Here is a 26,329-nt window from a genome sequence, read left to right on the forward strand (position 1 = left end):
AAAGCAGCCCCCGCTGACCTCACTCTGTCAGCTCGACCAGCACTGTCCCTTCGCTGACCATATCCCCTTCCTGGCAGAACAGCGCCTTCACCGTCCCGCCATGTGGCGCACGAATGCTGTGCTCCATCTTCATGGCCTCCAGCACCACCAGCGCGGCACCTGCTTCTACCACTTGCCCTGGCTCGACCAATACCCGCACGATGCTGCCGTTCATGGGCGCGCCCAAGCCGCCCTGATGGCTGTGGCTGGCCTCGGCTTCGGCAATCGGGTCGAAGGCCTCGATGGCGTGCATCTCGCCATCCCAGTGCAGGTAAAGCGTGCCACCCCGGCGGATCGCCAGGTGCTGGCGGCGCACACCGGCCTGATCATGCACCAGCTGTTCGCCCTCCAGCTGGTAGGTGGACGTAGCGCTGCGCTCCAGGGCAACCGCCTGGTCCTGGCCACTGCTTACCAGGTGCAGGCTGGTGCGTGCGGGCAGGCCCAGGCGCAAACCGTTGCGCTCACCCCACGGCGAACGGCGGTCGTCATCACGCTGATGCCCGGCCTGGCCTTGCAGCCAGGCTTCGGCTGCGGCTTCCCAGAAGCTGGCCGGCAGTGCGTTTGGCGCTGGTAGCAACACCTCCTGGTGGCGCGGAATGAAGCCGGTATCCAACTCAGCTTCAGCAAATGCCGGGTGGGCCAGAATGCGGCGCAGGAAGGCGATGTTGGTCTTCAGCCCGCCAATGGCGAACTCGTCGAGCATGGCCAGCAAGCGCAGGCGTGCCTGTTCGCGGTCTTCGCCCCAGGCGATCAGCTTGCCCAGCATCGGGTCGTAGAACGGCGATACCACGTCACCTTCACCGACCCCGCTGTCCACCCGCCGGCCTTCACCCGGCGCCGACTCACGGTACAGCGCCAGCTTGCCGGTCGCCGGCAGGAATTCGTTGGCCGGGTCTTCGGCATACAAGCGCACTTCGATGGCATGGCCGATCAGCGGCACCTGTTCCTGGGTAATCGGCAACGCCTCACCGCAGGCCACGCGAATCTGCCAGGCCACCAGGTCCAGACCGGTGATGGCCTCGGTGACCGGGTGTTCCACCTGCAGGCGGGTGTTCATTTCCATGAAGAAGAACTCGCCACGGGCGTCGAGCAGGAACTCGACCGTGCCGGCACCCACGTAGCCGATGGCCTGGGCGGCACGCACCGCAGCCTCACCCATGGCCCGGCGCAGTTCAGGCGACAAGCCAGGGGCTGGGGCTTCTTCGACCACTTTCTGGTGGCGGCGCTGAATGGAGCAGTCGCGTTCGTTGAGGTACAGGCAGTTGCCGTGCTGGTCGGCGAACACCTGGATCTCTACGTGGCGCGGCTTGAGCACGTACTTTTCAACCAGCATGCGCGCATCGCCGAACGACGACTGGGCTTCACGCTGGGCCGAAGCCAGGGCGTCGGCCAGCTGGCTTTCTTCCTCGACCACTTTCATGCCCTTGCCGCCGCCGCCGGCACTGGCCTTGAGCAGCACCGGGTAGCCAATGCGTTCGGCAGCGGCGCGGAAGGTGTCCAGGTCCTGCCCTTCACCGTGGTAGCCCGGCACCAGCGGCACCCCGGCAGCCTCCATCAGCGCCTTGGCTGCCGACTTGCTGCCCATGGCATCGATGGCGTTGGCCGGTGGGCCGAGGAAGATCAGCCCGGCCTGTTCTATGGCGCGTGCGAAGCCTGCGTTCTCGGACAGGAAGCCATAGCCCGGGTGGATGGCCTGGGCGCCACTGGCCTTGGCGGCGGCCAGCAGTTTGTCGACCAGCAGGTAACTTTCGGCGGCCTTGGTGCCGCCCAGGTCAACGCGGATATCCGCTTCGCGGCTGTGCCGGGCGTCACGGTCGGTGGCGCTGTGCACGGCGACGGTGGTCAGGCCCATGGCCTTGGCGGTGCGCATTACCCGGCAGGCGATTTCGCCGCGGTTGGCGACCAGCAGGGTGGTCAAAACGGGGCGGCTCATGGGCGCGGCTCCTTCTTGTCATCGGTTTGCCAGGCGGGGCGGCGTTTTTCCAGGAAGGCGCGCAGGCCTTCCTGGCCTTCGGCGCTGACGCGGATGCGGGCGATGGTGTTCTCGCAGTAGCGCCGCAGGGCCGGGCTGAATTCGCCGTCGTCCACTTCGCGCAGCAGGTCCTTGGTGGCGCGCAACGCCTGCGGGCTGTTCTGCAGCAGGTTGGTTACCCAGGCTTCGACCTGAGCGTCCAGTTCGCTGGCCGGATACACCTCGGCCAACAAACCCAGCTCGCGGGCCCGCACGCCACTGAAACGCTCGGCAGTGAGGGCATAGCGGCGCGCGGCGCGTTCACCGATCGCCTTGACCACGAACGGGCTGATCACTGCCGGGGCCAGGCCGATGCGTACTTCCGACAGGCACAGCTGGGCGTCTTCGGCGCCAATGGCCATGTCGCAGCAACTGATCAGGCCCAGCGCGCCGCCAAAGGCTGCACCTTGCACCACGGCCAGGGTTGGGGCCTTGAGGCGGTGCAGGGCGTACATCAGTTCGCCCAGTTCGTGGGCATCATCCAGGTTGGTGTTGAAATCCAGCTGCGCCGATTGCTGCATCCAGGCCAGGTCGGCGCCGGCGCTGAAGTGCCGGCCACGGCCGCGCAGCAGCACGAAGCGCAGGCTGGCGTCTTCGGCCAACTGGTCGATGGCCACGATCAGCTCGCGGATCATCTGCGCATTGAAGGCGTTGTTCTTGTCCTCGCGGCTCAGCCACAGGGTGGCGAAACCGCGTGGGTCGCGGATCACTTCGAGGGTGCTGAAATCGCTCATGGGTCACATCCGGAAAATGCCGAAGCGGCTCTGTTCGATCGGCGCGTTCAGCGCGGCAGACAACGCCAGGCCAAGCACGTCGCGGGTTTGTGCCGGGTCGATGACACCGTCGTCCCACAGGCGGGCGCTGGAGTAGTAAGGGTGGCCCTGGTGCTCGTACTGGTCGAGGATCGGCTGCTTGAGCCTGGCCTCGTCCTCGGCACTGAACGGCTGGCCGCTACGCTCACTTTGCTCGCGCTTGACCTGGGCCAGCACGCCTGCGGCCTGTTCGGCGCCCATCACGCCAATGCGTGCATTGGGCCACATCCACAGGAAGCGCGGGTCGTAGGCGCGGCCGCACATGCCATAGTTGCCGGCGCCGAAGCTGCCGCCGATGATGACCGTGAACTTGGGCACCTGGGCGCAGGCCACGGCGGTCACCAGCTTGGCACCGTGCTTGGCGATGCCGCCTTCTTCGTACTTCTTGCCGACCATGAAGCCGGTGATGTTCTGCAGGAACAGCAGCGGAATGCCGCGCTGGCAGGCCAGCTCGATGAAGTGCGCGCCTTTTTGCGCGGCTTCGGCGAACAGGATGCCGTTGTTGGCCAAAATCGCCACCGGGTAGCCATGCAGGTGGGCGAAGCCGCACACCAGGGTGGTGCCGAACAGCGCCTTGAACTCATCGAACACCGAGCCATCGACCAGCCGGGCGATCACCTCACGTACATCGAACGGTTGCTTGGCATCGGCCGGCACCACGCCATACAGCTCGTCGGCCGCATACAGCGGCGCCACCGGCGCCAGGCGCTGCAGCTTGCCCAGTTTGTGCCAGTTAAGGTTGGCCACGCTGCGCCGGGCGATCGCCAGGGCGTGTTCGTCGTTGTCGGCATAGTGGTCGGCCACGCCGCTGGTGCGGCAATGCACATCGGCGCCGCCGAGGTCTTCGGCGCTGACCACCTCACCGGTGGCGGCTTTTACCAGCGGCGGGCCGGCGAGGAAGATCGTTGCCTGTTGGCGCACCATGATCGCTTCGTCGGCCATGGCCGGCACATACGCACCGCCAGCGGTGCACGACCCCATCACCACGGCGATCTGCGGGATGCCCTGCGCGCTCATGTTGGCCTGGTTGAAGAAGATCCGGCCGAAGTGTTCGCGGTCCGGGAATACTTCGTCCTGGCGTGGCAGGTTGGCGCCGCCCGAGTCCACCAGGTAAATGCATGGCAAGCGGTTTTGCAGGGCGATGGTCTGCGCGCGCAGGTGCTTTTTCACTGTCAGCGGGTAGTACGAACCGCCTTTGACCGTGGCGTCGTTGGCCACGATCATGCATTCCACGCCTTCGACGCGGCCGATACCCGCTATCACGCCCGCAGCCGGCACGTCTTCGCCGTACACCTCATGAGCGGCCAACTGGCCGATTTCGAGGAACGGCGAGCCTGGGTCCAGCAGGCGGTCGATACGCTCGCGTGGCAGCAACTTGCCGCGTGAGGTGTGCCGCTCCTGGGCTTTGGGCCCGCCGCCCTGGGCCACCTGGGCAAGCAGGCCGCGCAGGGCCTGGACCTGTTCAAGCATGGCCGCGCTGTTGCCGGCGAACTCCGCCGAACGCGGGTTGATCTGGGTGTGCAAGGTAGCCATGTGCGCCCGTCCTTTATGTTCAGCGGGTTTCGTTGAACAGTTCGCGGCCGATCAGCATCCGGCGGATTTCGCTGGTGCCGGCACCGATTTCGTACAGCTTGGCGTCGCGCAGCAGGCGACCGGCCGGGAATTCGTTGATGTAGCCGTTGCCACCGAGAATCTGGATCGCCTCCAGGGCCATTTGCGTGGCGCGTTCGGCGGTGTACAGGATGACCCCGGCGGCGTCCTTGCGGGTGGTCTCGCCACGGTCGCAGGCCTGGGCCACGGCGTACAGGTAGGCACGGCTGGCATTGAGCTGGGTGTACATGTCGGCGATCTTGCCCTGGATCAGCTGGAACTCGCCGATGCTCTGGCCGAACTGCTTGCGGTCATGAATGTAGGGGACCACCAGGTCCATGCAGCTTTGCATGATGCCGGTCGGGCCGCCGGACAGCACCACGCGCTCGTAGTCCAGGCCACTCATCAGCACGCGCACGCCACCGTTGAGCTGGCCGAGAATGTTCTCTTGCGGCACTTCAACACTGTCGAAGAACAGCTCGCAGGTGTTGGAACCGCGCATGCCCAGTTTGTCGAACTTGTTGCTGCGGCTGAAACCTTTCCAGTCACGTTCGACGATGAAGGCGGTGATGCCGTGCGGGCCTTTGTCCAGGTCGGTCTTGGCATAGATCACGTAGGTGTTGGCGTCGGGGCCGTTGGTGATCCAGGTCTTGCTGCCGTTGAGCACATAATGATCGCCGCGCTTCTCGGCACGCAGCTTCATCGACACGACGTCGGAGCCGGCATTGGGCTCGCTCATGGCCAGCGCGCCGATGTGCTCGCCGCTGATCAGCTTGGGCAGGTACTTGAGCTTCTGCTCATGGGTGCCGTTGCGGTTGATCTGATTGACGCACAGGTTGGAGTGGGCGCCGTACGACAGGGCCACCGAGGCCGAGCCACGGCTGATTTCTTCCATCGACACCACGTGGGCCAGGTAGCCCAGGCCGGCGCCGCCGTACTCTTCCGGCACGGTGATGCCCAGCAGGCCCATGTCGCCGAACTTGCGCCACATGTCGGCGGGGAACAGGTTATCGTGGTCGATTTGTGCGGCGCGCGGGGCCAGTTCGGTCGCGACGAAGGCGCGGACCTGGTCGCGGAGCATGTCGATGGTTTCGCCCAGGGCGAAGTTCAGGGAGGGGTAATGCATGCTGGGGCACCTTCTTGTTCTTGAAATTGGGTTACACCGTAGCTCAAGGCCTTTACACCGGCCCTGTGGGAGCGGGTTCACCCGCGAATGCTTCAGCAGGGTCACCGTCATTGCCTGACTGATCGCATTCGCGGGTGAACCCGCTCCCACAGGGTCGGTGCCATGCCAGCAAGCCCGGTGCTGTTGATCACCTTTACGTTAACGTAAACCTGCATGCGATCACTGTCAATCTACTCATCACCTTTACGTAAACGTAAATCTGCGCCAGAGTATTCCCGCTGCTTCAGCCGTGCCCAGAACAACCACAAGAAGGGACACCCATGAGTCAACCGAGCTATACCCGCGGTCGCCAGGACCAAGCCTTGCTGACCCAGACCATCGGCCAGGCCTTCGATGCCACCGTGGCCCGCTGTACTGACAGCGAGGCGCTGGTGTCGCGTCATCAGGGGTTGCGCTACAGCTGGCGACAGCTGGGCGAGCAGGTCGATACCCATGCCCGCGCCCTGATGGCCCTGGGCGTCAACACTGGGGACCGGGTCGGCATCTGGTCACCCAACTGCGCGCAGTGGTGCATCCTGCAGCTGGCCAGCGCCAAGGTCGGCGCCATTCTCGTCAACATTAACCCCGCCTACCGCGTGGGCGAACTGGAATACGTGTTGCGCCAGTCCGGCTGCCGCTGGCTGGTGTGCGCCGATGCCTTCAAGACCTCCGATTATCACGCCATGGTCCAGGAATTGGCGCCGGAACTGGCCAGTGCCACGCCAGGTGAACTGGCCTGCGAGCGCCTGCCCGAGTTGCGCGGGGTCATCAGCCTGGCGGCCAACCCGCCTGGCGGCTTCCTGCCTTGGCAAGCGCTGGTTGAGAGGGCAGGACAGACCTCGACAGAAGCCTATACCGCTCGTCAGCAAAGCCTGCAGTTCGACCAGCCGGTGAACATCCAGTACACCTCCGGCACCACCGGCGCGCCCAAAGGCGCCACGCTCAGCCACTACAACATCCTCAACAACGGCTTCATGGTCGGCGAAAGCCTGGGCCTGACCGAGCACGACCGCATGGTGATCCCGGTGCCGCTGTATCACTGCTTCGGCATGGTCATGGCCAACCTCGGTTGCATCACCCACGGCAGCACCATGATCTACCCCAACGATGCCTTCGACGCCGAGCTCACCCTGCGCGCCGTGGCCGAGGAGCGTGCCAGCATCCTGTACGGCGTGCCGACCATGTTCATCGCCATGCTCGACCACCCTTTGCGTGCGCAAATGGACCTGTCGACCCTGCGCAGCGGCATCATGGCCGGTGCCACTTGCCCGATCGAAGTCATGCGCCGGGTCATCGACCAGATGCACATGGCCGAAGTGCAAATTGCCTACGGCATGACCGAAACCAGCCCGGTATCGCTGCAAACCGGCCCCGATGATGAGTTGGAGCTGCGCGTGACCACCGTCGGCCGCACCCAGCCGCAGCTGGAGAACAAACTGGTGGACGCCGACGGCTGCATCGTCCCGCGCGGTGAGATCGGCGAGCTGTGCACCCGTGGTTACAGCGTGATGCTGGGTTACTGGAACAACCCTCAAGCCACGGCGGACGCCATCGACCCGGCGGGGTGGATGCACTCGGGCGACCTGGCGGTGATGGACGCGCACGGGTACGTGCGCATCGTTGGGCGCAACAAGGACATGATCATTCGTGGCGGTGAGAACATTTACCCGCGTGAGCTGGAAGAGTTCTTCTACACCCACCCGGCGGTGGCCGATGCGCAGGTGATCGGCATTCCGTGCAGCCGCTATGGTGAAGAAATTGTCGCCTGGATCAAGTTGCACCCTGGGCACAGCGCCACCGTGGAAGAGCTGCTGAGCTGGTGCAAGGCACGCATCGCACACTTCAAGGTGCCACGGCATATCCGTTTCGTTGACGAATACCCGATGACGGTGACGGGCAAGGTGCAGAAGTTCCGCATGCGGGAGATCAGTGTGGCGGAGATTTCGGCGGTATCAGCGGGTTGATGTACTGGCTGTGCCGGCCCTTTCGCGGGTAAACCCCCACAGGGTGCCGCGCGGTCCCTGTGGGAGCATACCTGCCAGTGCAAAAACCTGGTCTACCCTTAGGCTTTCACCGGCGGCTCCTGACTCGGCGGGTCGCCCACTGTCGGTGGCACAGTCGGCTTGATCGGCAACTCGTCCGGCTCTTCTTCCGGCACGGGCGGCGGCAAGCTGGGGTCGTCGATGTTGGGATCGGGGGTTTCCGGTGGAATGGGAATGTTCATGGCCTGACCTCGCGTGGGTGAATGAAGAGGGGCTGCAGGCTTCGACTTCGCGCAGCTGCCGTTCGCTCAATTTTTTTGAACCCCGCGTGTATGCCCGGCTCTGAACCCTTACCGCCACCAGCCTGAGGGAGCAAGGTCGATGTCACGTAACGAGCCCTTTGAAAGCGTGCCCACGGCGAATGATCACGCAAACCAGGCCATCAGTCTGTCCCAGGCGCTGCTGGCGCCGCGTATCGTGATCGAAGACACCCAACCCGTGCTCGAAGCCGGCACCTTCGCCGCCAAGGCCATCAGCGGCCAGCCGGTGGCGGTCAGCAGCAAGGTCTATTGCGATGGTCACGATCGCCTGGCGGTGATGCTCAGCTGGCGGCAGGCCAACAGCCGGCGCTGGCATTGCGTGCCCATGCACTCACCGGGCAACGACCTTTGGCTGGCCGAATTCACCCCCACCGAGCTGGGCCCACACCTGTTCAGCATCGAAGCCTGGGTCGACCCCTTCGCCACCTATTGCCACGACCTGGAGAAAAAGTACCACGCCGGTGTCGAGGTCACGCTGGAGCTGGAAGAGGGCCGGTTGATGCTGGGCAAAGGCATCGACCTGTGCAAAGGCGCCCTGCGTGATGAACTACAGGCCACGCAGCAGCGCCTGGCCACACTCGGCACCGACGACCAGGTAGCGCTGTTTCTCGACCCGGCCACCGCACGCCTGATGAGTGAGGCCGAACACCGCAGCTACCTGGCCCGCAGCCGTGAATTCCCCGTTGATGTCGACCGCCCGGCAGCCCAGTTTGCCAGCTGGTACGAGCTGTTCCCACGCTCGATCACTGACGACCCCAAGCGCCACGGCACGTTCAACGATGTGCATGAACGCCTGCCGATGATCCGCGACATGGGCTTCGACGTGCTGTACTTCCCGCCCATCCACCCCATTGGCATGCAACACCGCAAAGGCCGCAACAACGCACTCACGGCCCAGCCGGGCGACCCGGGCAGCCCTTACGCCATCGGCAGCGCCGAAGGTGGCCACGATGCGATTCACCCGCAACTGGGCAGCCGCGACGACTTCCGCCGCTTGGTGGCTGCGGCTGCCGAGCACGGCCTGGAGATCGCCCTCGACTTCGCCATCCAGTGCTCCCAGGACCACCCCTGGCTCAAGGAGCACCCAGGCTGGTTCAGCTGGCGCCCGGACGGCACCATCCGCTATGCCGAGAACCCGCCGAAAAAGTACCAGGACATCGTCAACGTCGACTTCTACGCCCCCGACGCGGTGCCGAGCCTGTGGCTGGCCCTGCGCGATGTGATCATCGGCTGGGTGGAGGAGGGCGTGAAAACCTTCCGTGTCGACAACCCGCACACCAAACCGCTGCCGTTCTGGCAATGGCTGATTGCCGACGTGCGCGCCCGGCATCCGGACGTGATCTTCCTCGCCGAGGCCTTCACCCGGCCGGCCATGATGGCGCGGCTAGGCAAGGTCGGCTATGCGCAGAGCTATACCTATTTCACCTGGCGTAACACCAAACAGGAGCTGCGCGAGTTCTACGAGCAGCTCAACCAGCCGCCGTGGAGCCAGTGCTACCGGCCCAATTTTTTCGTCAACACGCCGGATATCAACCCGTACTTCCTGCATACCTCCGGCCGTGCCGGCTTCCTCATCCGCGCCGCACTGGCCACCATGGGCTCGGGCCTGTGGGGCATGTATTCGGGCTTTGAACTGTGCGAAGGCACGCCGCTGCCGGGCAAGGAGGAGTACCTGGATTCGGAGAAATACGAAATCCGCCCACGGGACTTCACCCAACCCGGCAACATCATTGCCGAGATCGCCCAGCTCAACCGCATCCGCCGCCAGAACCGCGCCTTGCAGACCCACCTGGGCGTGGCGTTCTTCAACTGCTGGAACGACAACATCCTGTACTTTGCCAAACGCACTCCCGAGCGCGACAACTACATCCTGGTGGCCATCAGCCTCGACCCGCACAACGCCCAGGAGGCCCATTTCGAGCTGCCGCTGTGGGAGCTGGGCCTGGACGACAACGCCGAAACCCATGGCGAAGACCTGATGAACGGTCATCGCTGGTCGTGGTACGGCAAGACCCAGTTCATGCGCATCGAACCCTGGCACCAGCCATTCGGTATCTGGCGTATCGAAAAGGCCCATTAGTACGGCACACCACATCCCCTGTGGGAGCGGGCTTGCCCGCGAAGCAGGCGCCGCGGTCTATGGCACCGGCTTCGCCGGTGTTCGCGGGCAAGCCCGCTCCCACAGAGAGAGTGCGAAACCGAGGACAGAGAGGAGTCCCCCATGGCCAAGCGTTCCCGCCCGGCAGCCTTCATCGACGACCCGCTGTGGTACAAGGACGCCGTCATCTACCAGCTGCACATCAAGTCGTTCTTCGATTCGAACAACGACGGCATCGGCGACTTCGCCGGCCTGATCAGCAAGCTCGACTACATCGCCGAGCTGGGCGTCAACACCTTGTGGCTGCTGCCGTTCTACCCCTCGCCACGGCGCGACGACGGTTACGACATCGCCGAATACAAGGCCGTGCACCCTGATTACGGCAGCCTGGCTGACGCCCGTCGTTTCATCGCCGAGGCCCACAAGCGCGGCCTGCGGGTGATCACCGAGCTGGTCATCAACCACACCAGCGACCAGCACCCGTGGTTCCAGCGTGCCCGCCATGCCAAGCGCGGCAGCAAGGCGCGCGATTTCTATGTGTGGTCCGACGATGACCAGAAGTACGACGGCACGCGCATCATCTTTCTCGACACCGAAAAGTCCAACTGGACCTGGGACCCGGTCGCCGGCCAGTACTTCTGGCACCGCTTCTATTCGCACCAGCCCGACCTCAATTTCGACAATCCGCAGGTGCTCAAGGCGGTGATCGGCGTCATGCGTTTCTGGCTCGACCTGGGCGTCGATGGCTTGCGCCTGGATGCCATCCCCTACCTGATCGAACGCGACGGCACAAACAACGAAAACCTCGCAGAAACCCACGATGTCCTGAAGGCCATCCGCGCCGAGATCGACGCCAATTACCCCGATCGCATGCTGCTGGCCGAGGCCAACCAGTGGCCCGAAGACACCCGGCCGTACTTCGGCGAAGGCGAAGGCGACGAGTGCCACATGGCCTTCCATTTCCCGCTGATGCCGCGCATGTACATGGCCCTGGCCATGGAGGACCGTTTTCCGATCACCGACATCCTGCGCCAGACGCCGGAAATCCCCGCCAACTGCCAATGGGCGATCTTCCTGCGCAACCACGATGAGCTGACCCTGGAAATGGTCACCGACCGTGAGCGCGACTACCTGTGGAACTACTACGCCGAAGACCGCCGCGCCCGCATCAACCTGGGGATCCGCCGGCGCCTGGCGCCACTGCTGCAGCGTGACCGCCGGCGTATCGAGCTGCTCACCAGCCTGCTGCTGTCGATGCCCGGCACACCGACCTTGTACTACGGCGACGAACTGGGTATGGGCGACAACATCTACCTGGGTGATCGCGATGGGGTGCGCACGCCCATGCAATGGTCGCCAGACCGCAACGGCGGCTTTTCGCGTGCCGACCCGCAGCGCCTGGTGTTGCCGCCGATCATGGACCCGCTGTACGGCTACCAGACCGTCAACGTCGAAGCCCAAAGCCACGACCCGCATTCATTGCTGAACTGGACGCGGCGCATGCTGGCGGTGCGTAAGCAGCAGAAGGCCTTTGGCCGCGGCAGCTTGCGCACGCTCACGCCCAGCAACCGGCGCATCCTCGCCTATATCCGCGAGCACACCGATGCTGAAGGCAATACCGAGGTGATCCTGTGCGTGGCCAACGTTTCCCGTGCCGCCCAGGCCGCCGAACTGGAATTGTCACACTACGCCGACAAAGTACCGGTGGAGATGCTCGGCGGCAGCGCCTTCCCGCCGATAGGCCAGTTGCCGTTCCTGCTCACCTTGCCACCCTATGCCTTCTACTGGTTCCTGCTGACTCCCCACGACCGCATGCCCAGTTGGCACGTCCAGGCCACCGAGGGGTTACCCGAATTGACTACGCTAGTGCTGCGCAAACGCTTGGAAGAATTGCTGGAGGCTCCGTCAAGCGACACCCTTCAACACAGCATCCTGCCGCAATACCTGCCAAAACGGCGCTGGTTCGCGGGCAAGGAAGGGCCAATCGACGCCGTCAGGCTGTGCTACGGCGTACGCTTCGGCACCGCCACCACGCCGGTTCTGCTCAGCGAAATCGAAGTGCTCAGCGACGGCACGGCCAATCGGTATCAGCTGCCGTTCGGCCTGCTGCGTGAAGAGGACATCAACACCGCGCTGCCGCAGCAACTGGCCCTGTCGCGGGTGCGCCGCGCCCATCAGGTCGGCCTGATCACCGATGCCTTCGTCCTCGAACCTTTCATCCGCGCCGTGCTGCGCGCCTGCCAGGAGGGCATTAGCCTGCCGTGTGGCAACGGCGAGGGTGAGCTGCGTTTCGAAAGCACGGCGCCGTTGGCAGGCCTGGCGTTGAACGACGAAAGTGCAGTGCGCTACCTCAGCGCCGAACAGTCCAACAGTTCGGTGGTGATCGGCGACCGGGTGGTGCTCAAGCTGATCCGCCGGGTCAACCCGGGTATCCACCCCGAACTGGAAATGAGTGCCTACCTCACCGCTGCCGGCTTTGCCAATATCTCGCCGTTGCTGGCCTGGGTCAGCCGGGTAGACGAACAACATACGCCCCATTTGCTGATGATTGCCCAGGGCTACCTGAACAACCAGGGCGATGCCTGGGCCTGGACCCAGAACACCTTGGAGCGGGCGATCCGCGACCAGATGGAGCCCACCGCCAATGATGTCGAGCCGCACACCGACGCGTTGGCCGAACTCAGCGGCTTCGCCGCCTTGCTTGGGCAGCGCCTGGGTGAAATGCACCTGCTGCTGGCCGCACCCACCGACGATGAGGCGTTCCGCCCGCGCCCCAGTGATGCCAGCGACAGCCAGCACTGGGCCACGCAGATCAGCGCCGAACTGACCCGCGCCCTCGACGTGCTGGCCCAGCACCGCGACAACCTCGACAGTGACAGCCAGGCCTTAGTCGACGACCTGCAGCAACAACGCGACGGCCTGGCCCAACACATCAGCCAGCTGGCCGGGCAGGCCCAGGGTGGCCTGCTGATGCGCGTGCACGGCGACCTCCATCTGGGCCAGGTGCTGGTGGTGCAGGGCGACGCTTACCTGATCGATTTTGAAGGCGAACCGTCCCGCTCACTGCAAGAGCGCCGGGCTAAACACAGCCCGTACAAGGATGTGAGCGGCGTGCTGCGATCCTTCGACTATGCTGCTGCCATGATCTTGCGCAGCGCGTCTGCGGTCGACCTTTCCGGCCCGGCGCGCCAGGCGCGTCAGCGGGTTGCCCGGCAGTACCTGCATCAGTCGCGCCACGCCTTCGTCGAAGCCTATGGCCTGGCCACCGCGGCCATGCCCCATGCCTGGCAACAGGCCCAGGGCGAGCGCGCCGCACTGGAACTGTTCTGCCTGGAAAAAGCCGCCTACGAAATTACATACGAAGCCGAGAACCGTCCAAGCTGGCTGGCCGTGCCTTTGCATGGCCTGCATGGACTGATCAGTACCTGGGGAGAGTCAGAATGAACGTTACAACGCGTGAAAACGGTGGCCTTCGGCAACGGGACCTCGACGCCCTGGCCCGCGCCGAACACGCCGATCCATTTGCGGTACTCGGCCCCCATGGCGACGGCGCGGGCGGGCAGGTGGTTCGCGCCTTTCTGCCCAACGCCCTGAATGTGCGCATCCTGGCGCGGCATGACGGGCGCATTCTTGCCGAAATGGAGCAGGGTAGCCTGCCTGGGTTGTTCAGCGCGCACCTTGATGAGGCACAGCCCTACCTGTTGCACATCGGCTGGGCCGGCGGCGAGCAGGTGACTGAAGACCCCTACAGCTTCGGCCCACAGCTGGGCGACATGGACCTTTATTTGTTCGCCGAAGGTAACCACCGCGATTTGTCCGGGCGTTTCGGCGCCCAGCCGATCCAGGTCGAGGGCATCGACGGCGTGTGCTTCTCGGTGTGGGCGCCCAATGCCCGCAGGGTGTCGGTAGTCGGTGATTTCAACAATTGGGACGGCCGCCGCCACCCCATGCGCCTGCGCCACAGCGCCGGGGTGTGGGAGCTGTTCGTGCCGCGCCTGGGCGTGGGCGAAACCTACAAATTTGAGGTGCTGGGCAAGGAGGGTATTCTGCCGCTGAAGGCCGACCCGCTGGCCCGCGCCACCGAATTGCCGCCGAGCACCGCGTCCAAGGTTGCCCATGCGCTGAGCTACGATTGGCAGGACCACGACTGGATGGCACAGCGCGCGCAGCGCCATGCCTATAACGCGCCGCTTTCGATCTACGAGCTGCACCCCGGGTCGTGGCGCTGCGAGCTGGATGAAGCGGGCGAAGTCGGGCGCTATTACAACTGGCGCGAACTGGCCGAGCGCCTGGTGCCTTACGTGCAGCAACTGGGCTTCACCCACATCGAACTGCTGCCGATCATGGAGCATCCGTTCGGCGGCTCCTGGGGCTACCAGCCGCTGTCGATGTTCGCGCCTACATCTCGCTACGGCAGTGCCGAGGACTTCGCCGCCTTCGTCGATGCCTGCCACCAGGGCGGCATTGGCGTGCTGCTGGACTGGGTGCCTGCGCATTTCCCCACCGATGAACACGGCCTGGCGCGCTTCGACGGCACCGCCCTGTACGAATACGACAACCCTCTGGAGGGCTACCACCAGGACTGGAACACCCTGATCTACAACCTGGGCCGCAACGAAGTGCGCGGCTTCATGATGGCCTCGGCCCTGCACTGGTTGAAGCACTTCCACATCGATGGCCTGCGGGTCGATGCGGTGGCTTCCATGCTGTACCGCGACTACTCGCGCAAGGCCGGCGAGTGGGTGCCCAACCGCTACGGCGGGCGTGAAAACCTGGAAGCCATCGACTTCATCCGCCACCTCAACGGCGTGGCGGCCCACGAGGCCCCGGGCGCGCTCATCATCGCCGAGGAATCCACCGCCTGGCCCGGTGTCAGCCAGCCCACCCAGCAAGGCGGGCTGGGCTTTGCCTACAAGTGGAACATGGGCTGGATGCACGACACCCTGCATTACATCCAGAACGACCCGGTGCACCGCACCTATCACCACAACGAGATGAGCTTCGGGCTGATCTATGCCTACTCCGAGCACTTCATCCTGCCCATCTCCCACGACGAAGTGGTGCATGGCAAGCATTCGCTGATCGACAAGATGCCCGGCGACCGCTGGCAGAAGTTCGCCAACCTGCGTGCCTACCTCACTTTCATGTGGGCGCACCCGGGCAAGAAGCTGCTGTTCATGGGCTGCGAGTTCGGCCAGTGGCGTGAGTGGAACCATGACAGCGAACTGGACTGGTACCTGTTGCAGTACCCCGAGCACCAAGGCGTGCAGCGGCTGGTAAGCGATCTTAACCGGCTGTACCGCGAGGTGCCCGCACTGCATGAGCAGGACTGCCAGCCGCAGGGCTTCCAGTGGCTAATCGGTGATGATGCGCAGAACAGCGTGTACGCCTGGTTGCGCTGGAGCAGCAGTGGCGAGCCGGTGCTGGTGGTGGCCAACTTCACCCCGGTGCCGCGTGAGGGGTATCGGATTGGCGTGCCCTTTGGTGAGCGTTGGCAGGAGTTGTTGAACAGCGATGCTGAGCTGTATGCCGGGTCTAATGTGGGCAATCTGGGGGTGGTGGCCAGTGAGGCAGTGGCCAGTCATGGGCAGCCATTGTCGCTAGCCCTCAACTTGCCGCCGCTTGGGGTACTGATAATGAAACCGGCTTGAGATTGTTGGGGCTGCTGCGCAGCCCCAACAATGGCACAGGCCTACCACCGCATCCGCACCCCAAGGCTACCAATCAGCCCATTCAAATCATTGTCATCTACATCACTGCTGTAATCGGCGCTCACAAACAAGGCCACCAAAGGTGTCACCCGCGCCACCAGCCCCAAGCCCAATTCCACCGTGGTCGAGTAGCGCGAGCTGGAGATCTTGTCGACCTGGTCCAGCTTCACCTCGTCGGCATTGCTGAAGTCATACCACATGTTGGTCCGCACATAGGGTTCAATCGGCATGCCGCGCACTTCGTAGCGCCCGGACAATTTCGCACCCACCCGGCCACTCCAGCTCGGCTGGCTGTCGAAGGCCTGCAGGGTTTCTTCCTGCACCTGGTTACCGGGGAAGAACTGTTGGTTGATCAACTGTGCCTGAGGCTCGATCACCCAGTTGCCACCCAGGCGAATCGGGTACCCACCTTCCACCGAAAAGGTCATCGCGTGGCCGCTGTCGTCCACGCGCTGGCCGTTCTCGCCACGCCCCAGCACATCGATGCGCGAGCCCATGGCCACGGCGTCCAGGTGCCAGCCCTGTTCATGGGTCATGCTCCAGTACACGCCCAGGCTTTCCCCGCTCAGGTTCACCGCATTGCGCTGCTTGTCGCCCAACAGTGGGCGCATGCCGTTGAAGCTGCTTTGCAGGTTGTTGTGCCCCACGAAAATCCCGGCGCGGTGCACATTGCCCGCAGCCGTTTCACGCACGAACAGGTCCGGGCCGATCATCAGTTGCTGGCTGGGCGCCTCAAGCTGCTCCGGGGGTTGCGCGCCGTTGCGCGAGGTGGTCGGGAAAAACTGCGCCCACTGTCTGGCAACCAGGTCCGGTGCCGCCTGCCCGTGGCGTTCGCTCATCTTCTGTGAAAAGGCATTCAGCGTGCCGATGCTCAGGCCACTGGCGCTGACCGGGTCTAGCGAGAGCTGCGGCAGCGCAGACTGCTGCAAGAAGCCGGGCGAGGTGGGGTCACCTTGCAGCTCGTACGCGAACGTTTCCACCGGGGTTGCCAGAAGCATCGACGTGGAAACCGCGTAGAAAATGCTGTCGAAGCGCAAGGGGGTCGCGGTGCATTTCATGGCGGATCTCCTTTGTTTTTTGTGGGTTACAGCCCGAGGACCTGGCCTGTTGTCACGAGCTGTACGGCAAAACAGAGGGCGACCCAAACCAGCACGCCAGCCTGTGCAAGCGCGCACAAAGGCGCGAGCTAGAGGCCCGGCGCGAGAAATTTACGACTAGGTAAGGTTTCAGCTAAGGAGAGGACGCCGCTTGCGTCAAGAAAATGTGAAGAATCTGTTCACGCTTCGTGGTTTGGTTCAACCCCTTGATTAATCGAATAAACAGGTAAGGCATAGCCGGGTTCGCTATTTGCCGCGCCCCGGCTATGAAGAATGATTGCTAGAGGCTCACCGCATTGCCACTGGCAAGGGATTCAGTCTTCCTCGTGCTGCAACACCATCAGCAGCATCGACCGCCCTTTGACCTCGAACGTGCTGTCGAACTGCAGATGTTGCCCCTTGCGCAGCTCCGGCCGGTCGGTATCGACCAGACAGCTCCAGTACTCGCCCTCGGGCACGGCCGGCAACTTGAACGGCACGATGTCGTGGTGAGCATTGACGATCAGCAATACCGTGGCCTCGGCACCCGGCCGGGCAATACCGCTGACCTGCGCACGGCCGTCGATCAGCATGCCCAGGCAACGCCCGTGCGGGTCTTCCCACTGCTCGACGCTCATTTCGCTGCCATCGGGCGCCAGCCAGGTCACGTCCTTGACCCCGATGGCCTCATTGTAGTCCCCCACCAGAAAGCGCGAACGGCGCAGCACCGGGTAGGCCAGGCGCAGGCGGGTGAGGCGTTTGACGAAGGCCAGCAGCTCCTCGCCGTCCTGGTCCAGGTCCCAGTTCACCCAACCGATCTCGCTGTCCTGGCAGTAGGCGTTGTTATTGCCGTGCTGGGTACGGCTGAACTCGTCGCCGGCAACGATCATCGGCGTGCCTTGGGCCAGCAGCAAGGTGGCGAAGTAGTTGCGCATCTGGCGCATGCGCAAGGCATTGATGCCCGGGTCGTCGGTCGGCCCTTCCACGCCGCAGTTCCACGACAAGTTGTTGTCGGTGCCGTCCTGGTTGTTCTCGTCGTTGTCTTCGTTGTGCTTGTGGTTGTACGACACCAGGTCGCGCAGGGTGAAGCCATCGTGGGCGGTGACGAAGTTGACCGAGGCATACGGGCGCCGGCCACGGTTGTTGAACATATCGCCCGAGGCGGTCATGCGCGAGGCAAAGTCGGCCAGCTGGCCTTCGTCGCCTTTCCAGAACGCCCGCACGGTGTCGCGGAAGCGGTCGTTCCATTCGGCCCAGCCCGGGGCGAAATTGCCCACCTGATAGCCGCCGGGGCCGCAGTCCCAGGGTTCGGCAATCAGCTTGACCTGGCTCAGCATCGGGTCCTGTCGGCAGGCAACGAGAAAACCATGGCGCTCGCTGTAGCCTTCGCGGTAACGGCCCAGGATGGTTGCCAGGTCGAAGCGGAAGCCATCCACATGCATTTCGCCGGCCCAGTAGCGCAGCGAGTCGGTGACCAGTTGCAGCACGCAGGGGTGGCTCAGGTCCAGGGTGTTGCCGGTGCCGGAATCGTTGATGTAGTAGCGCTTGTCGTCCGGCATCAGGCGGTAGTACGAAGCGTTGTCGATGCCGCGCATCGACAGGGTGGGGCCACGCTCGTTGCCTTCGGCGGTGTGGTTGTAGACCACGTCCAGAATCACCTCCAGCCCGGCGTCGTGCAGGTGCGCGACCATTTCCTTGAATTCCGCGATCTTGCCGCTGGCCAGGTAGCGCGGGTGGGGGGCGAAGAAGGCGATGCTGTTATAGCCCCAGTAGTTGTTCAGCCCCTTGTCCAGCAAGTGCTGGTCGTTGACGAAGGCGTGGATGGGCAGCAACTCGATGCTGGAAACGCCCAGCTCCTTGATGTGCTTGAGCAACTCGTCATTGGCCAGGCCAGCAAAGGTGCCACGTAGTTCCTCCGGTACGGCCGGGTGGCGCATGCTGATGCCGCGGGTGTGCGCTTCGTAGATGATGGTGCGTTCCCAGGGGATGAGCACGCGCTGGTCGCGGCCCCAGGTAAACGCCGGATCGATCACCTTGCACTTGGGCACGAAGGGCGCGCTGTCGCGTTCGTCGAACGACAAGTCGCCGTCGGGGTGGCCGATGGTGTAGCCGAACAGCGCCTCGGACCATTTCAGGCTGCCGACCAGCTGTTTGGCGTAGGGGTCGATCAGCAGTTTGTTGGGGTTGAAGCGGTGGCCGTTCTCTGGCTCGTAAGGGCCGTACACCCGGTAGCCATAGACCAGGCCGGGGTGCGCGTCGGGCAGGTAGCCGTGGTAGATCTCGTCGGTGTATTCGGGCAGCTCGATGCGTTCGATTTCCTGCTCGCCGGTGGAGTCGAACAGGCACAGCTCGACCTTGGTGGCGTTGGCCGAGAACAGGGCGAAGTTGACCCCAAGGCCATCCCAGGTGGCGCCAAGGGGAAAGGGCAGGCCTTCGCGGATGCGCGATGGGGCAACTGAGCGGGTTTTCTTTGGGGTGCGGGGGCTCATGGCAATCCTCAGGGGGCCTTGGTTGAAGGGGAACTGTTTAGTCCTGCACCGGCCCCTTCGCGGGCTTGCCCGCTCCCACAAGGTCTCCACAGGGCTGGAGGTTGATGCTGTACCTGTGGGAGCGGGCGAGCCCGCGAAGAGGCCGGTGCAGGCTTAACCGGCAGCCGGTTTTTTCGCCGCCCGGGGCTTTTTCGCCGCAGCAGGTTTCACACCCGGCAGTGCAGCAACCTTGGGTTCTGCTGGTGCTTTGGGCTCAGCCGCTACCTTGGCCTTGGCCGGCGCCTTCTTGCGCGGTGCCGCCTTGGGTGCCAGGGCTTCAGCTTCGGCCAGCTTGCGGGCCATGTCCCAGTGGCGATCTTCCTCGCCTACAGGCTTACCCTCGGACTCCCAGATCTGGTAAGCGAATTCGCGAATACGTTTTTCATCGACACTCATCATGACGCTCCTGATGCTCAAGATTGTTGTATCAACAGGTTGACCGGAAACTCCGCCAGCACGGCGCTCAACATCAGCTCCCTTGAAGGGCTGACCGCCGCGTAAGGGAAAAGTCCCGTCGAGTTGGCAGGCGACAAGGCAAACGGTAGTACCAGCCGGGTGTCGTCCCAGTTCTGTGCCGGGATCAACGGGGTTGCGGCGCCGCCCAGCAGGCCACTGGCCAGGCGTGGGGCGACGACGATGGCGCGTTCGCCTTCACCCAGGCGGGCAAAGGCGATCACATGGTCTGCATGTCGGCCTTGTACCGTCAGCGGCAGGTAGGCGCCGCGGCGGAACAGGTCGGCATGGGCCTGGCGGCAGTCCAGCAGCCGGGCGATCAAGGCCTGCTTGATGCGGCCGTCGCGCCAGTGGGCCAGCAGCTCGGTGGCGGGCGTGGCATCGCCCAGGGTGGCCCGCCTGCAAGCGTAGTCCACGGCGCGACGGTTGTCCGGGTCGACCAGGCTGAAGTCCCAATACTCGTTGCCCTGGTACAGGTCGGGTACACCGGGCGTGGTCATGCGTAGCAAGGCCTGCACCAGGCCATTGAGGGCGCCGGGGCAGGCCAGCAGTTGCGCGGCATCGGCCACCGATTTGCGCAGCTGCTGGTTCTCGTTGTCCAGCAGCAGGCGGTCGATGTAACGAGCACAGGCGTTTTCGTAGGCGTCGTTCGGGGCGCTCCAGCTGCTGCGCAGCTTGGCTTCGCGCAAGGCCTTCTGCTGCCACTGGCGGATGCGGTCGGCGTACTGGCGCAGGGCGTTGCCGTCGTGCAGGTCGAGGTCCAGCGGCCAGCTGCCGAGCAGGGTTTGCAACAGCATCAGCTCGTCGCCGGGGCTGGGTGCAAGGCCATCGTCCAGCTGCATACGCAGGGGCTCGGCCAGTTCGCGCCAATGTTCTACCCGGCTGGCCAGCCAAGGGCCGCGCTCGCTGAGCACAGCCAGGCGTGCGCGGGTGTCTTCGCCGCGCTTGTGGTCGTGCGTGGCGGTGGCCAGCAGGTTGTCGGGGAAGTCGCGCAGGCGCCGCTGGGCTTCGTTGTGGAAGTGCATGGGCGAGGCGCTGAAACGTTCGGCCTCGAAGCCTACGTCGTTGCGCGACAGCAGCCGGGCACTGCGGTAGAAGGCGGTGTCTTCCACGGCCTTGGCGGCACTGGGCGCGGTCAGCTGCTGGAAACGCACGCAAGCATGGCGCAACTGCTTGCGGGCGCGGCCCGGTGGCAGGTGCCGCCAGCCTTGCCCGCCGAGCCATTGCTCAAGGTGCTCCAGCAGCGGCCAGTCGGCTTCGCCGAGGTCTTGCAGGGCATTGGCCAACGCTTGCTGGAAAAAACCTTCGTCTTCAGCCGGCCGCCCGCAGGCGTTGAAGTAGGTGCGGTACACCGGGTAATGCGCCACCAGGGCCTGCAAGGCCCGGCGAATGGCGCCCAGGGTCAGGTCGCGGGTCATCAGGTCGTTGCGCGCCACCTGCAACAGGGCCTGGGCTACCGATTCGCAGTCTCCAGCCAGGCTGGCGTTGAGCACCAGGTGGCGCGCCTGACGCACTTCTTCAGGGAAGTCCGGGCGCTCGGTGACGTTGGCCCACAGTTCCGTCAGCGGCGCTTCGCCAGCCGGGTCGTGCTGCAACAGCGAGATTTGGTTCATGAACTCGTAGCCGGTGGTGCCGTCGGTTAGCCAGTCTCGGTGCAGGTGCTCGTTGGCGCCGAGGATCTTCTCCACGTAGATCGGGAAGTGTTCCAGGGCAGCCTGCAAAGGCCGGCGTGCCAACAGGCCATCGACGCGCCGGCGCAGCTTGCGACAGTAGCCACGCGGGTCGGCAAGGCCGTCGATATGGTCGATGCGCAGGCCGTCCACCAGGCCGCGTTCGATCAGTTCGAACAGCTTGGCGTGGGTGGCCTCGAACACCGCCGTGCGTTCCACCCGCAGCCCGCCGAGTTCGTTGATGTCGAAAAAGCGCCGCCAGTTGATGTCGTCGGCGGCGGTGCGCCAGCTGGCCAGGCGGTAGGTCTGGCGCTCCAGCAGCAGGTGCAAGCGCTTGAAGCCGGCCTCGCTGCGGCTGTCGAACGCCAGCAGGGCCGAGTCGAGGTCGGCGCCCTCGCGGGTCAGGCGGGCCAGCTCGGCCTGCAGCGGGAGCGCATCGGCCAGCGGCGTGGCCGAGTCGTTCAAGGCGGTGAAGTGCTCGGCCAGGGCCTTCAGGGCCGGCTCCGGGCTGAGCGCCAGGATCCAGCCATAGTCGATCGGGCAGATCGGGAAGCGGTGCTCGTAATGCGCCACCTGCAGCAAGCCGTGATGCGGGTCGAATTCCAGCGGTATCTCGCCATCCTTCAATGCCACGCCATAGTCGCTGCCCAGGAATGGCAGCAGCAGTTGCCCGGCCAGCAGCGGGTCGCTGGAATGCCACTGGATGTCGAAGAATTCTGCATACGGGCTGCGCCGGCCCCAGGCCAGCACGCTTTGCCACCAGGGGTTGTCGGCGCCGCCCACGGCCATGTGGTTCGACACCGTGTCGAGGATCAGCCCCATGCCGTGCTGGCGCAACGCGGCGACCAACCGCTCCAGCGCGGCCTCGCCGCCCAGCTCGGGGTTGACGCAGGTCGGGTCGACCACGTCGTAGCCATGGCGCGAGCCAGCACGGGCTTTGAGGATGGGCGATGCATACAGGTGGCTGATGCCCAGCTGGGCGAAGTACGGCACCAGCGGCACGGCATTGTCGAGGGTGAAGTCGCTGTGAAATTGCAGGCGCAGGGTCGCGGTGAGGGGCTTCATCGGTCACGCTCCCAGGCCTGTTCGCGGGCCTGGGCCAGCAGTTCCAGGCGCCGTGCGGCATCTTCGTCATCCAGCAGATCGCGCACTGGCAAGGCGAACCGCCGGCGCCAGTTGGGGTGCCCGGCGGTGGTGCCCGGCAGGTTGGGCTGCTCGTCACAACCGAGGAGGTCTTCCAAAGGCACCAGCACCAACGGCGCGCGGGTATGGCCGACGTAGCGGATGGCGGCATCGATCAGCGCGTCGTTGTCCTTCAACGCACCGTAGTTGGCTTCCAGGGTGCGGCGCAGGCCGTCGTGCTCTTTCTGGCGGTCATGGCGCCAGTGCAATTCGGTGGCGGCATCGATCAGCTGCAAGCGATGGCTCCAGTCGATGTCGCGGTTTTCCAGCCAGCCGGCCAAGGGCGCCAGGTCGTGGGTGCCGGTGGTGGCCAGCGCGTTGTCCGGCCAGTCGAGAATCGGCTTGAACTGGCCGGGCTGGGCTTGCTCGAAGGGCAGCACGCGCATGCCCAGCACGGCTTTTTCCGCCAGGGTTTCGCGCAGGCCATCGGGCACGGTGCCCAGGTCTTCGCCCAGGATGATCGCCTGATGGCGCACCGACTCCAGCGCCAGCAGGCGCAGCAGGTCGTCCAGTGGGTAATTGAGGTAGGCACCTTCACTGGGCTTGGCGCCCTGTGGGATCAGCCACAGCCGGCGCAGGCCCATCACGTGGTCGATGCGCAGCCCGCCCGCGTGGGCGAGGTTGGCCCGCAGCATTTCGATGAAGGCGCGGTAGCCATTGCGCTTGAGGCCTTCGGGCGAGAACGCGCAGATGCCCCAGTCCTGCCCGGCGCGGTTGAGGATGTCGGGCGGCGCACCCACCTTGAGGCCCGCCAGCAGTTCGTCCTGGCGGCTCCAGGCCTGGCTGCCGGCACCGTCGGCACCCACGGCCAGGTCGGCGATCAGGCCAACGCTCATGCCGTTGCTGCGGGCGGCGTCCTGCGCACGCTGCAGGCCCCGCTCGGTCAGCCATTGGCAAAAGGCATGGAACTCGATCTTGGCCGGGTAGGCGTTGGCAAAAGCTTCAACTTCCGGGTGGTAAGGGTCGTGCCAGGCCTTGGGCCAGTTGCGCCAGTCGGCGCCCAGGCCATGCTCTACCGCCTGTGCTTGCAGTACCTCGAAGCGGCAGTGGTGCTCAAGCGCCTGGCCGCCGGCTTCGCGGAAGCTGTCGAAATCCGCGCGCAGTGGATGGTTGCCCTGGCTAAAGCCCTGGTACAGCGCTTCGAGCAGGCGCAGTCGGGCGCTGGCGGCGCGTGGCCAATCGACCAGTGAACGTTGTTCCAGGTCTTCCAGTTGCTGCTCCAGGCCGCAGGCTTCGATGGCCATGCGCACCTCCCGTTCACCCAGCAGCGCAGCGGGGCTGGCGTACAGGGTGTTGAGCAACAGGCGGCTGGAGGGTGAATAGGGGCTGTAGTGTTCCTGGTCGATGGCCGACAGGGCGTGGATCGGGCTGATGGCCAAGGCATCGGCGCCGCGTTCGGCAGCGGAGCGGGCCAGTTGCTCCAGCGCCAGGCAATCACCGTAGCCGCCGTCGCCAGGGCGGCGCAGGCTGTACAGCTGCACGGCCAAGCCCCAGCAGCGCGGCGGGGGGTGCGGCACCTTGTCTTCCAGGCTGTGACAGCGCGGCGGTGCCACGGCCACGGTGAAGCGGCGGCTGTCGATTTCAACGTGGTGGTAGCCTATGGGGAGCTCGCCGGGCAGGCGCGCCTGATCGTCGAGGCTGAGGGTAAGCGAGGTGTGGTCTTCCAGGGTGCAGTGCGCGACGCTGGCCGCGCTGAAGTAGCGTGCCAGCGCCAGCGGCTGGCCAAGGTCGGCGGTCAGCAGAGGTGGCAGGTGCTCGCTGTCTTCTGCGGCCTCCACAGCGCGCAGGCTGGTGGCAATGGCGGTGTCATCGGCGGCCGGGTGGCCCAGGCCTTCCAGGATACTGCGCAGCACCTCATCACTGACGCGCTGGGGCCGGGCGTTGGCGTCGACCCAGTCGCGGCTCAGCCCGACGCGGTTTGCCAAGCGGTGCAGGGCGGTTTCGCTCATGGACGCTCCAGATCAGGGGGAAGCAGGCTGACCACGCAGCTGTAGGCAGCCAGTTGGCTATCGGGGTGTCGGGTGTCGCTGCTGTCGAACAGCCAAGTGGAGGCTGCGGGTAATTCGATGGACTGCGGTGTGTCGCCCAGGTTCAGGTCGATACGCAGGGTGTTGCCATCGCCCAGGCGCCAGCGTGCGGTCAGCGCCTTTTCGCCGTGCACCTCGGTGCCCAGTGAACGGCTACCGGGCAGGTACGGGATGACATGACGGCGACGCAGGCCGAGTAGTTGCTGGTACAGGCCGTGCCAGCCGGCGATCACTTCCTTGTTTTGCGGGCGTGACGCTTCGAAGGTCTGTTCGGCGTTGGGGTCGGGAATACGCGCGCGTTGCTCGGGGTCGGCGAACGCGTTGAAGTGGGCGAATTCGCCGCGCCGGCCTTCGCGCACGGCATCGGCCAGCTGGTCATGAAAGTCGGTGAAAAACAGGAACGGCTGGCAGCTGCCATCGTCGTCGCCCATGAACAGCAGCGGGATCATCGGTGCCAACAGCAGCAGGCCAGTGGCCGCCCGCAAGGCCGGCGGCGGGCACAGGCGGGTCAGGCGTTCGCCCAGGGCGCGGTTGCCGACCTGGTCGTGGTTTTGCAGGAACAATACAAAAGAACTGGGCGCCAAATGACCACTGGGTTCACCGCGTGGTGTGCCATGGCGGTTGGCCTGGCCCTGGAACACGAAGCCTTCGGCCAGGCAGCGCGCCAGTTGCTCGATGGGGCGTTGCTGGTAATCGGCATAGTAGCCTTCGGTTTCACCGGTCAGCAGCACGTGCAGGGCATTGTGGCCGTCGTCGTTCCACTGGGCGTCGAAGCCTTGCTCCAGCAGGCCGGCCTGGTTGTGCTCGTTTTCCAGCACCAGCCACACCTGGCGGCCGGGTTCCACGGCGGCGCGCACGCGTTGCGCCAGTTCGATCAGGAAGTCGGGCTGGTCGATGGCATGCACGGCATCCAGGCGCAGGCCGTCGCAGCGGTAGTCGCACAGCCACATCAGGGCGTTCTGGATGAAGTACTCGCGCACCTGCGGGCGGCGGAAGTCGATGGCGGCGCCCCAGGGCGTCTGCCGGTCTTCGCGGAAGAACGGGCTGGCGTATTGGTGCAGGTAATTGCCGTCGGGGCCGAAGTGGTTGTACACCACGTCCACCAGCACCATCAGCCCCAGGCCGTGGGCCTGGTCGACCAGTGCACACAGCTGCTCGGGGGGGCCGTAGGTGTTTTGTGGCGCGAACGGCAGCACGCCGTCGTAGCCCCAGTTGCGCTCGCCGGGGAACTGCCCCAGCGGCATCAGCTCAATGGCACTGATGCCCAGCTCGGCGAGGCGCGGCAAATGCCGGGCGACGCCGTCGTAGCCATCGAGCAAGCCGACATGCAGCTCTTGGATCACCGCTTCGTGCCAGGGCCGACCTTGCCACGTGTGTTGCCAAGGGTAACCGGCCATATCCACCACTTGGCTCGGCCCCTGTACCCCTTCAGGCTGGTAGCGCGAGGCCGGGTCGGCAACCCGCAGTTCGCCGTCGACGCGGTAGTGGTAACGGTCACCGGCCTGGCACGGGGCCACGCCGGTGTACCAGCCCTCTTCATCCGGCAGCAGCGCGATGGCCGGCTGCTGCTCCAGTTCCACGCTCACGCTGCGCGCATCGGGTGCCCAGAGGGCGAAGCGCGCCGACGTGGCGTCCAGCAAGTGTGCGCCATGCCTGTGCATCTTC

Annotated in this window: 15 protein-coding genes; 4 read left to right on the forward strand and 11 right to left on the reverse strand. The window is 64.8% G+C overall.

Annotated features, from left to right (window positions below):
- Positions 1-19: 19 nt before the first annotated feature.
- From ACF8R4_RS24465 to ACF8R4_RS24480, 4 genes are read right to left on the reverse strand one after another with little or no spacing between them, the layout of a single operon-like run.
- The gene (locus tag ACF8R4_RS24465; RefSeq protein ID WP_060497791.1) at positions 20-1,972 is read right to left on the reverse strand and encodes an acetyl/propionyl/methylcrotonyl-CoA carboxylase subunit alpha; all 1,953 of its coding nucleotides are present in this window, start codon (positions 1,970-1,972) and stop codon (positions 20-22) included.
- Positions 1,969-2,784, reverse strand: a complete 816-nt coding sequence (locus ACF8R4_RS24470) for a gamma-carboxygeranoyl-CoA hydratase (protein ID WP_060497790.1) — start codon at positions 2,782-2,784, stop codon at positions 1,969-1,971. Before ACF8R4_RS24470 ends, ACF8R4_RS24465 begins: the two co-directional genes overlap by 4 nt.
- A gap of 3 nt (positions 2,785-2,787) precedes the next feature.
- Entirely contained in the window at positions 2,788-4,395 is a 1,608-nt protein-coding gene (locus ACF8R4_RS24475) for a carboxyl transferase domain-containing protein (protein ID WP_012273265.1), read from the reverse strand.
- A 19-nt stretch (positions 4,396-4,414) separates the two neighbouring features.
- Complete coding sequence (locus ACF8R4_RS24480) at positions 4,415-5,578, reverse strand: isovaleryl-CoA dehydrogenase (RefSeq protein WP_104834305.1); 1,164 nt, start codon at positions 5,576-5,578, stop codon at positions 4,415-4,417.
- Positions 5,579-5,898: 320 nt separating this feature from the next.
- On the opposite strand from ACF8R4_RS24480, the gene ACF8R4_RS24485 reads away from it, so the two are divergent.
- Positions 5,899-7,581 (forward strand): AMP-binding protein, encoded by a 1,683-nt coding sequence (locus tag ACF8R4_RS24485; RefSeq protein ID WP_392493633.1) that lies wholly within the window; start codon positions 5,899-5,901, stop codon positions 7,579-7,581.
- Positions 7,582-7,679: 98 nt separating this feature from the next.
- On the opposite strand, the gene ACF8R4_RS24490 is transcribed toward ACF8R4_RS24485, so the two are convergent.
- A complete protein-coding gene (locus ACF8R4_RS24490) occupies positions 7,680-7,841 on the reverse strand; it encodes a hypothetical protein (protein ID WP_015271006.1) in 162 nt (53 codons plus the stop codon).
- Positions 7,842-7,980: 139 nt separating this feature from the next.
- Between ACF8R4_RS24490 and ACF8R4_RS24495 the strand changes: the two genes are divergently transcribed.
- The 3 genes from ACF8R4_RS24495 to glgB all read left to right on the forward strand — a co-directional run bounded on the left by ACF8R4_RS24495 (position 7,981) and on the right by glgB (position 15,668).
- Positions 7,981-9,999 carry an alpha-1,4-glucan--maltose-1-phosphate maltosyltransferase gene (locus ACF8R4_RS24495; RefSeq protein ID WP_104834307.1) on the forward strand — a complete coding sequence of 673 codons (2,019 nt, stop codon included), beginning with the start codon at positions 7,981-7,983 and terminating at the stop codon, positions 9,997-9,999.
- 141 nt (positions 10,000-10,140) lie between these two features.
- Positions 10,141-13,461 (forward strand): maltose alpha-D-glucosyltransferase, encoded by a 3,321-nt coding sequence (gene treS, locus ACF8R4_RS24500; RefSeq protein WP_392493635.1) that lies wholly within the window; start codon positions 10,141-10,143, stop codon positions 13,459-13,461.
- Positions 13,458-15,668: a 1,4-alpha-glucan branching protein GlgB gene (gene glgB, locus ACF8R4_RS24505; protein ID WP_200928642.1), complete on the forward strand. Its 2,211-nt coding sequence runs from the start codon at positions 13,458-13,460 to the stop codon at positions 15,666-15,668. The genes treS and glgB overlap by 4 nt, the downstream gene beginning before the upstream one ends.
- A 41-nt stretch (positions 15,669-15,709) precedes the next feature.
- Here the strand turns inward: glgB and ACF8R4_RS24510 are convergent, their stop codons facing one another.
- From ACF8R4_RS24510 to treZ, 6 genes are all read right to left on the reverse strand, one after another.
- The gene (locus ACF8R4_RS24510; protein WP_200928641.1) at positions 15,710-16,786 is read right to left on the reverse strand and encodes an autotransporter outer membrane beta-barrel domain-containing protein; all 1,077 of its coding nucleotides are present in this window, start codon (positions 16,784-16,786) and stop codon (positions 15,710-15,712) included.
- Positions 16,787-17,139: 353 nt separating this feature from the next.
- Positions 17,140-19,293 carry a glycogen debranching protein GlgX gene (gene glgX, locus ACF8R4_RS24515; RefSeq protein ID WP_019096701.1) on the reverse strand — a complete coding sequence of 718 codons (2,154 nt, stop codon included), beginning with the start codon at positions 19,291-19,293 and terminating at the stop codon, positions 17,140-17,142.
- A gap of 153 nt (positions 19,294-19,446) precedes the next feature.
- Complete coding sequence (locus ACF8R4_RS24520) at positions 19,447-19,731, reverse strand: DUF2934 domain-containing protein (protein WP_060497782.1); 285 nt, start codon at positions 19,729-19,731, stop codon at positions 19,447-19,449.
- 14 nt (positions 19,732-19,745) lie between these two features.
- Positions 19,746-22,520 (reverse strand): malto-oligosyltrehalose synthase, encoded by a 2,775-nt coding sequence (locus ACF8R4_RS24525; RefSeq protein WP_392493637.1) that lies wholly within the window; start codon positions 22,518-22,520, stop codon positions 19,746-19,748.
- Positions 22,517-24,586: a 4-alpha-glucanotransferase gene (malQ, locus tag ACF8R4_RS24530; protein ID WP_060497780.1), complete on the reverse strand. Its 2,070-nt coding sequence runs from the start codon at positions 24,584-24,586 to the stop codon at positions 22,517-22,519. Before malQ ends, ACF8R4_RS24525 begins: the two co-directional genes overlap by 4 nt.
- Positions 24,583-26,325 (reverse strand): malto-oligosyltrehalose trehalohydrolase, encoded by a 1,743-nt coding sequence (gene treZ / locus ACF8R4_RS24535; RefSeq protein ID WP_392493639.1) that lies wholly within the window; start codon positions 26,323-26,325, stop codon positions 24,583-24,585. The genes malQ and treZ overlap by 4 nt, the downstream gene beginning before the upstream one ends.
- Between the last annotated feature and the right edge of the window lie 4 nt (positions 26,326-26,329).

It is taken from the genome of Pseudomonas sp. FYR_2 (assembly GCF_043106425.1).
GTDB classification, from domain to species: Bacteria; Pseudomonadota; Gammaproteobacteria; order Pseudomonadales; family Pseudomonadaceae; genus Aquipseudomonas; species Aquipseudomonas monteilii.

What these genes read in the sequence shown, in the direction of transcription:
- ACF8R4_RS24520 (WP_060497782.1), bottom strand. Translation starts at nt 19,731, where the DNA reads ATGATGAGTGTCGATGAAAAACGTATTCGCGAATTCGCTTACCAGATC.
- ACF8R4_RS24495 (WP_104834307.1), top strand. Translation starts at nt 7,981, where the DNA reads ATGTCACGTAACGAGCCCTTTGAAAGCGTGCCCACGGCGAATGATCAC.
- glgB (WP_200928642.1), top strand. Translation starts at nt 13,458, where the DNA reads ATGAACGTTACAACGCGTGAAAACGGTGGCCTTCGGCAACGGGACCTC.
- treZ (WP_392493639.1), bottom strand. Translation starts at nt 26,325, where the DNA reads ATGCACAGGCATGGCGCACACTTGCTGGACGCCACGTCGGCGCGCTTC.
- malQ (WP_060497780.1), bottom strand. Translation starts at nt 24,586, where the DNA reads ATGAGCGAAACCGCCCTGCACCGCTTGGCAAACCGCGTCGGGCTGAGC.
- ACF8R4_RS24490 (WP_015271006.1), bottom strand. Translation starts at nt 7,841, where the DNA reads ATGAACATTCCCATTCCACCGGAAACCCCCGATCCCAACATCGACGAC.
- ACF8R4_RS24510 (WP_200928641.1), bottom strand. Translation starts at nt 16,786, where the DNA reads ATGAAATGCACCGCGACCCCCTTGCGCTTCGACAGCATTTTCTACGCG.
- ACF8R4_RS24525 (WP_392493637.1), bottom strand. Translation starts at nt 22,520, where the DNA reads ATGAAGCCCCTCACCGCGACCCTGCGCCTGCAATTTCACAGCGACTTC.
- ACF8R4_RS24475 (WP_012273265.1), bottom strand. Translation starts at nt 4,395, where the DNA reads ATGGCTACCTTGCACACCCAGATCAACCCGCGTTCGGCGGAGTTCGCC.
- ACF8R4_RS24480 (WP_104834305.1), bottom strand. Translation starts at nt 5,578, where the DNA reads ATGCATTACCCCTCCCTGAACTTCGCCCTGGGCGAAACCATCGACATG.
- ACF8R4_RS24485 (WP_392493633.1), top strand. Translation starts at nt 5,899, where the DNA reads ATGAGTCAACCGAGCTATACCCGCGGTCGCCAGGACCAAGCCTTGCTG.
- glgX (WP_019096701.1), bottom strand. Translation starts at nt 19,293, where the DNA reads ATGAGCCCCCGCACCCCAAAGAAAACCCGCTCAGTTGCCCCATCGCGC.
- ACF8R4_RS24470 (WP_060497790.1), bottom strand. Translation starts at nt 2,784, where the DNA reads ATGAGCGATTTCAGCACCCTCGAAGTGATCCGCGACCCACGCGGTTTC.
- treS (WP_392493635.1), top strand. Translation starts at nt 10,141, where the DNA reads ATGGCCAAGCGTTCCCGCCCGGCAGCCTTCATCGACGACCCGCTGTGG.
- ACF8R4_RS24465 (WP_060497791.1), bottom strand. Translation starts at nt 1,972, where the DNA reads ATGAGCCGCCCCGTTTTGACCACCCTGCTGGTCGCCAACCGCGGCGAA.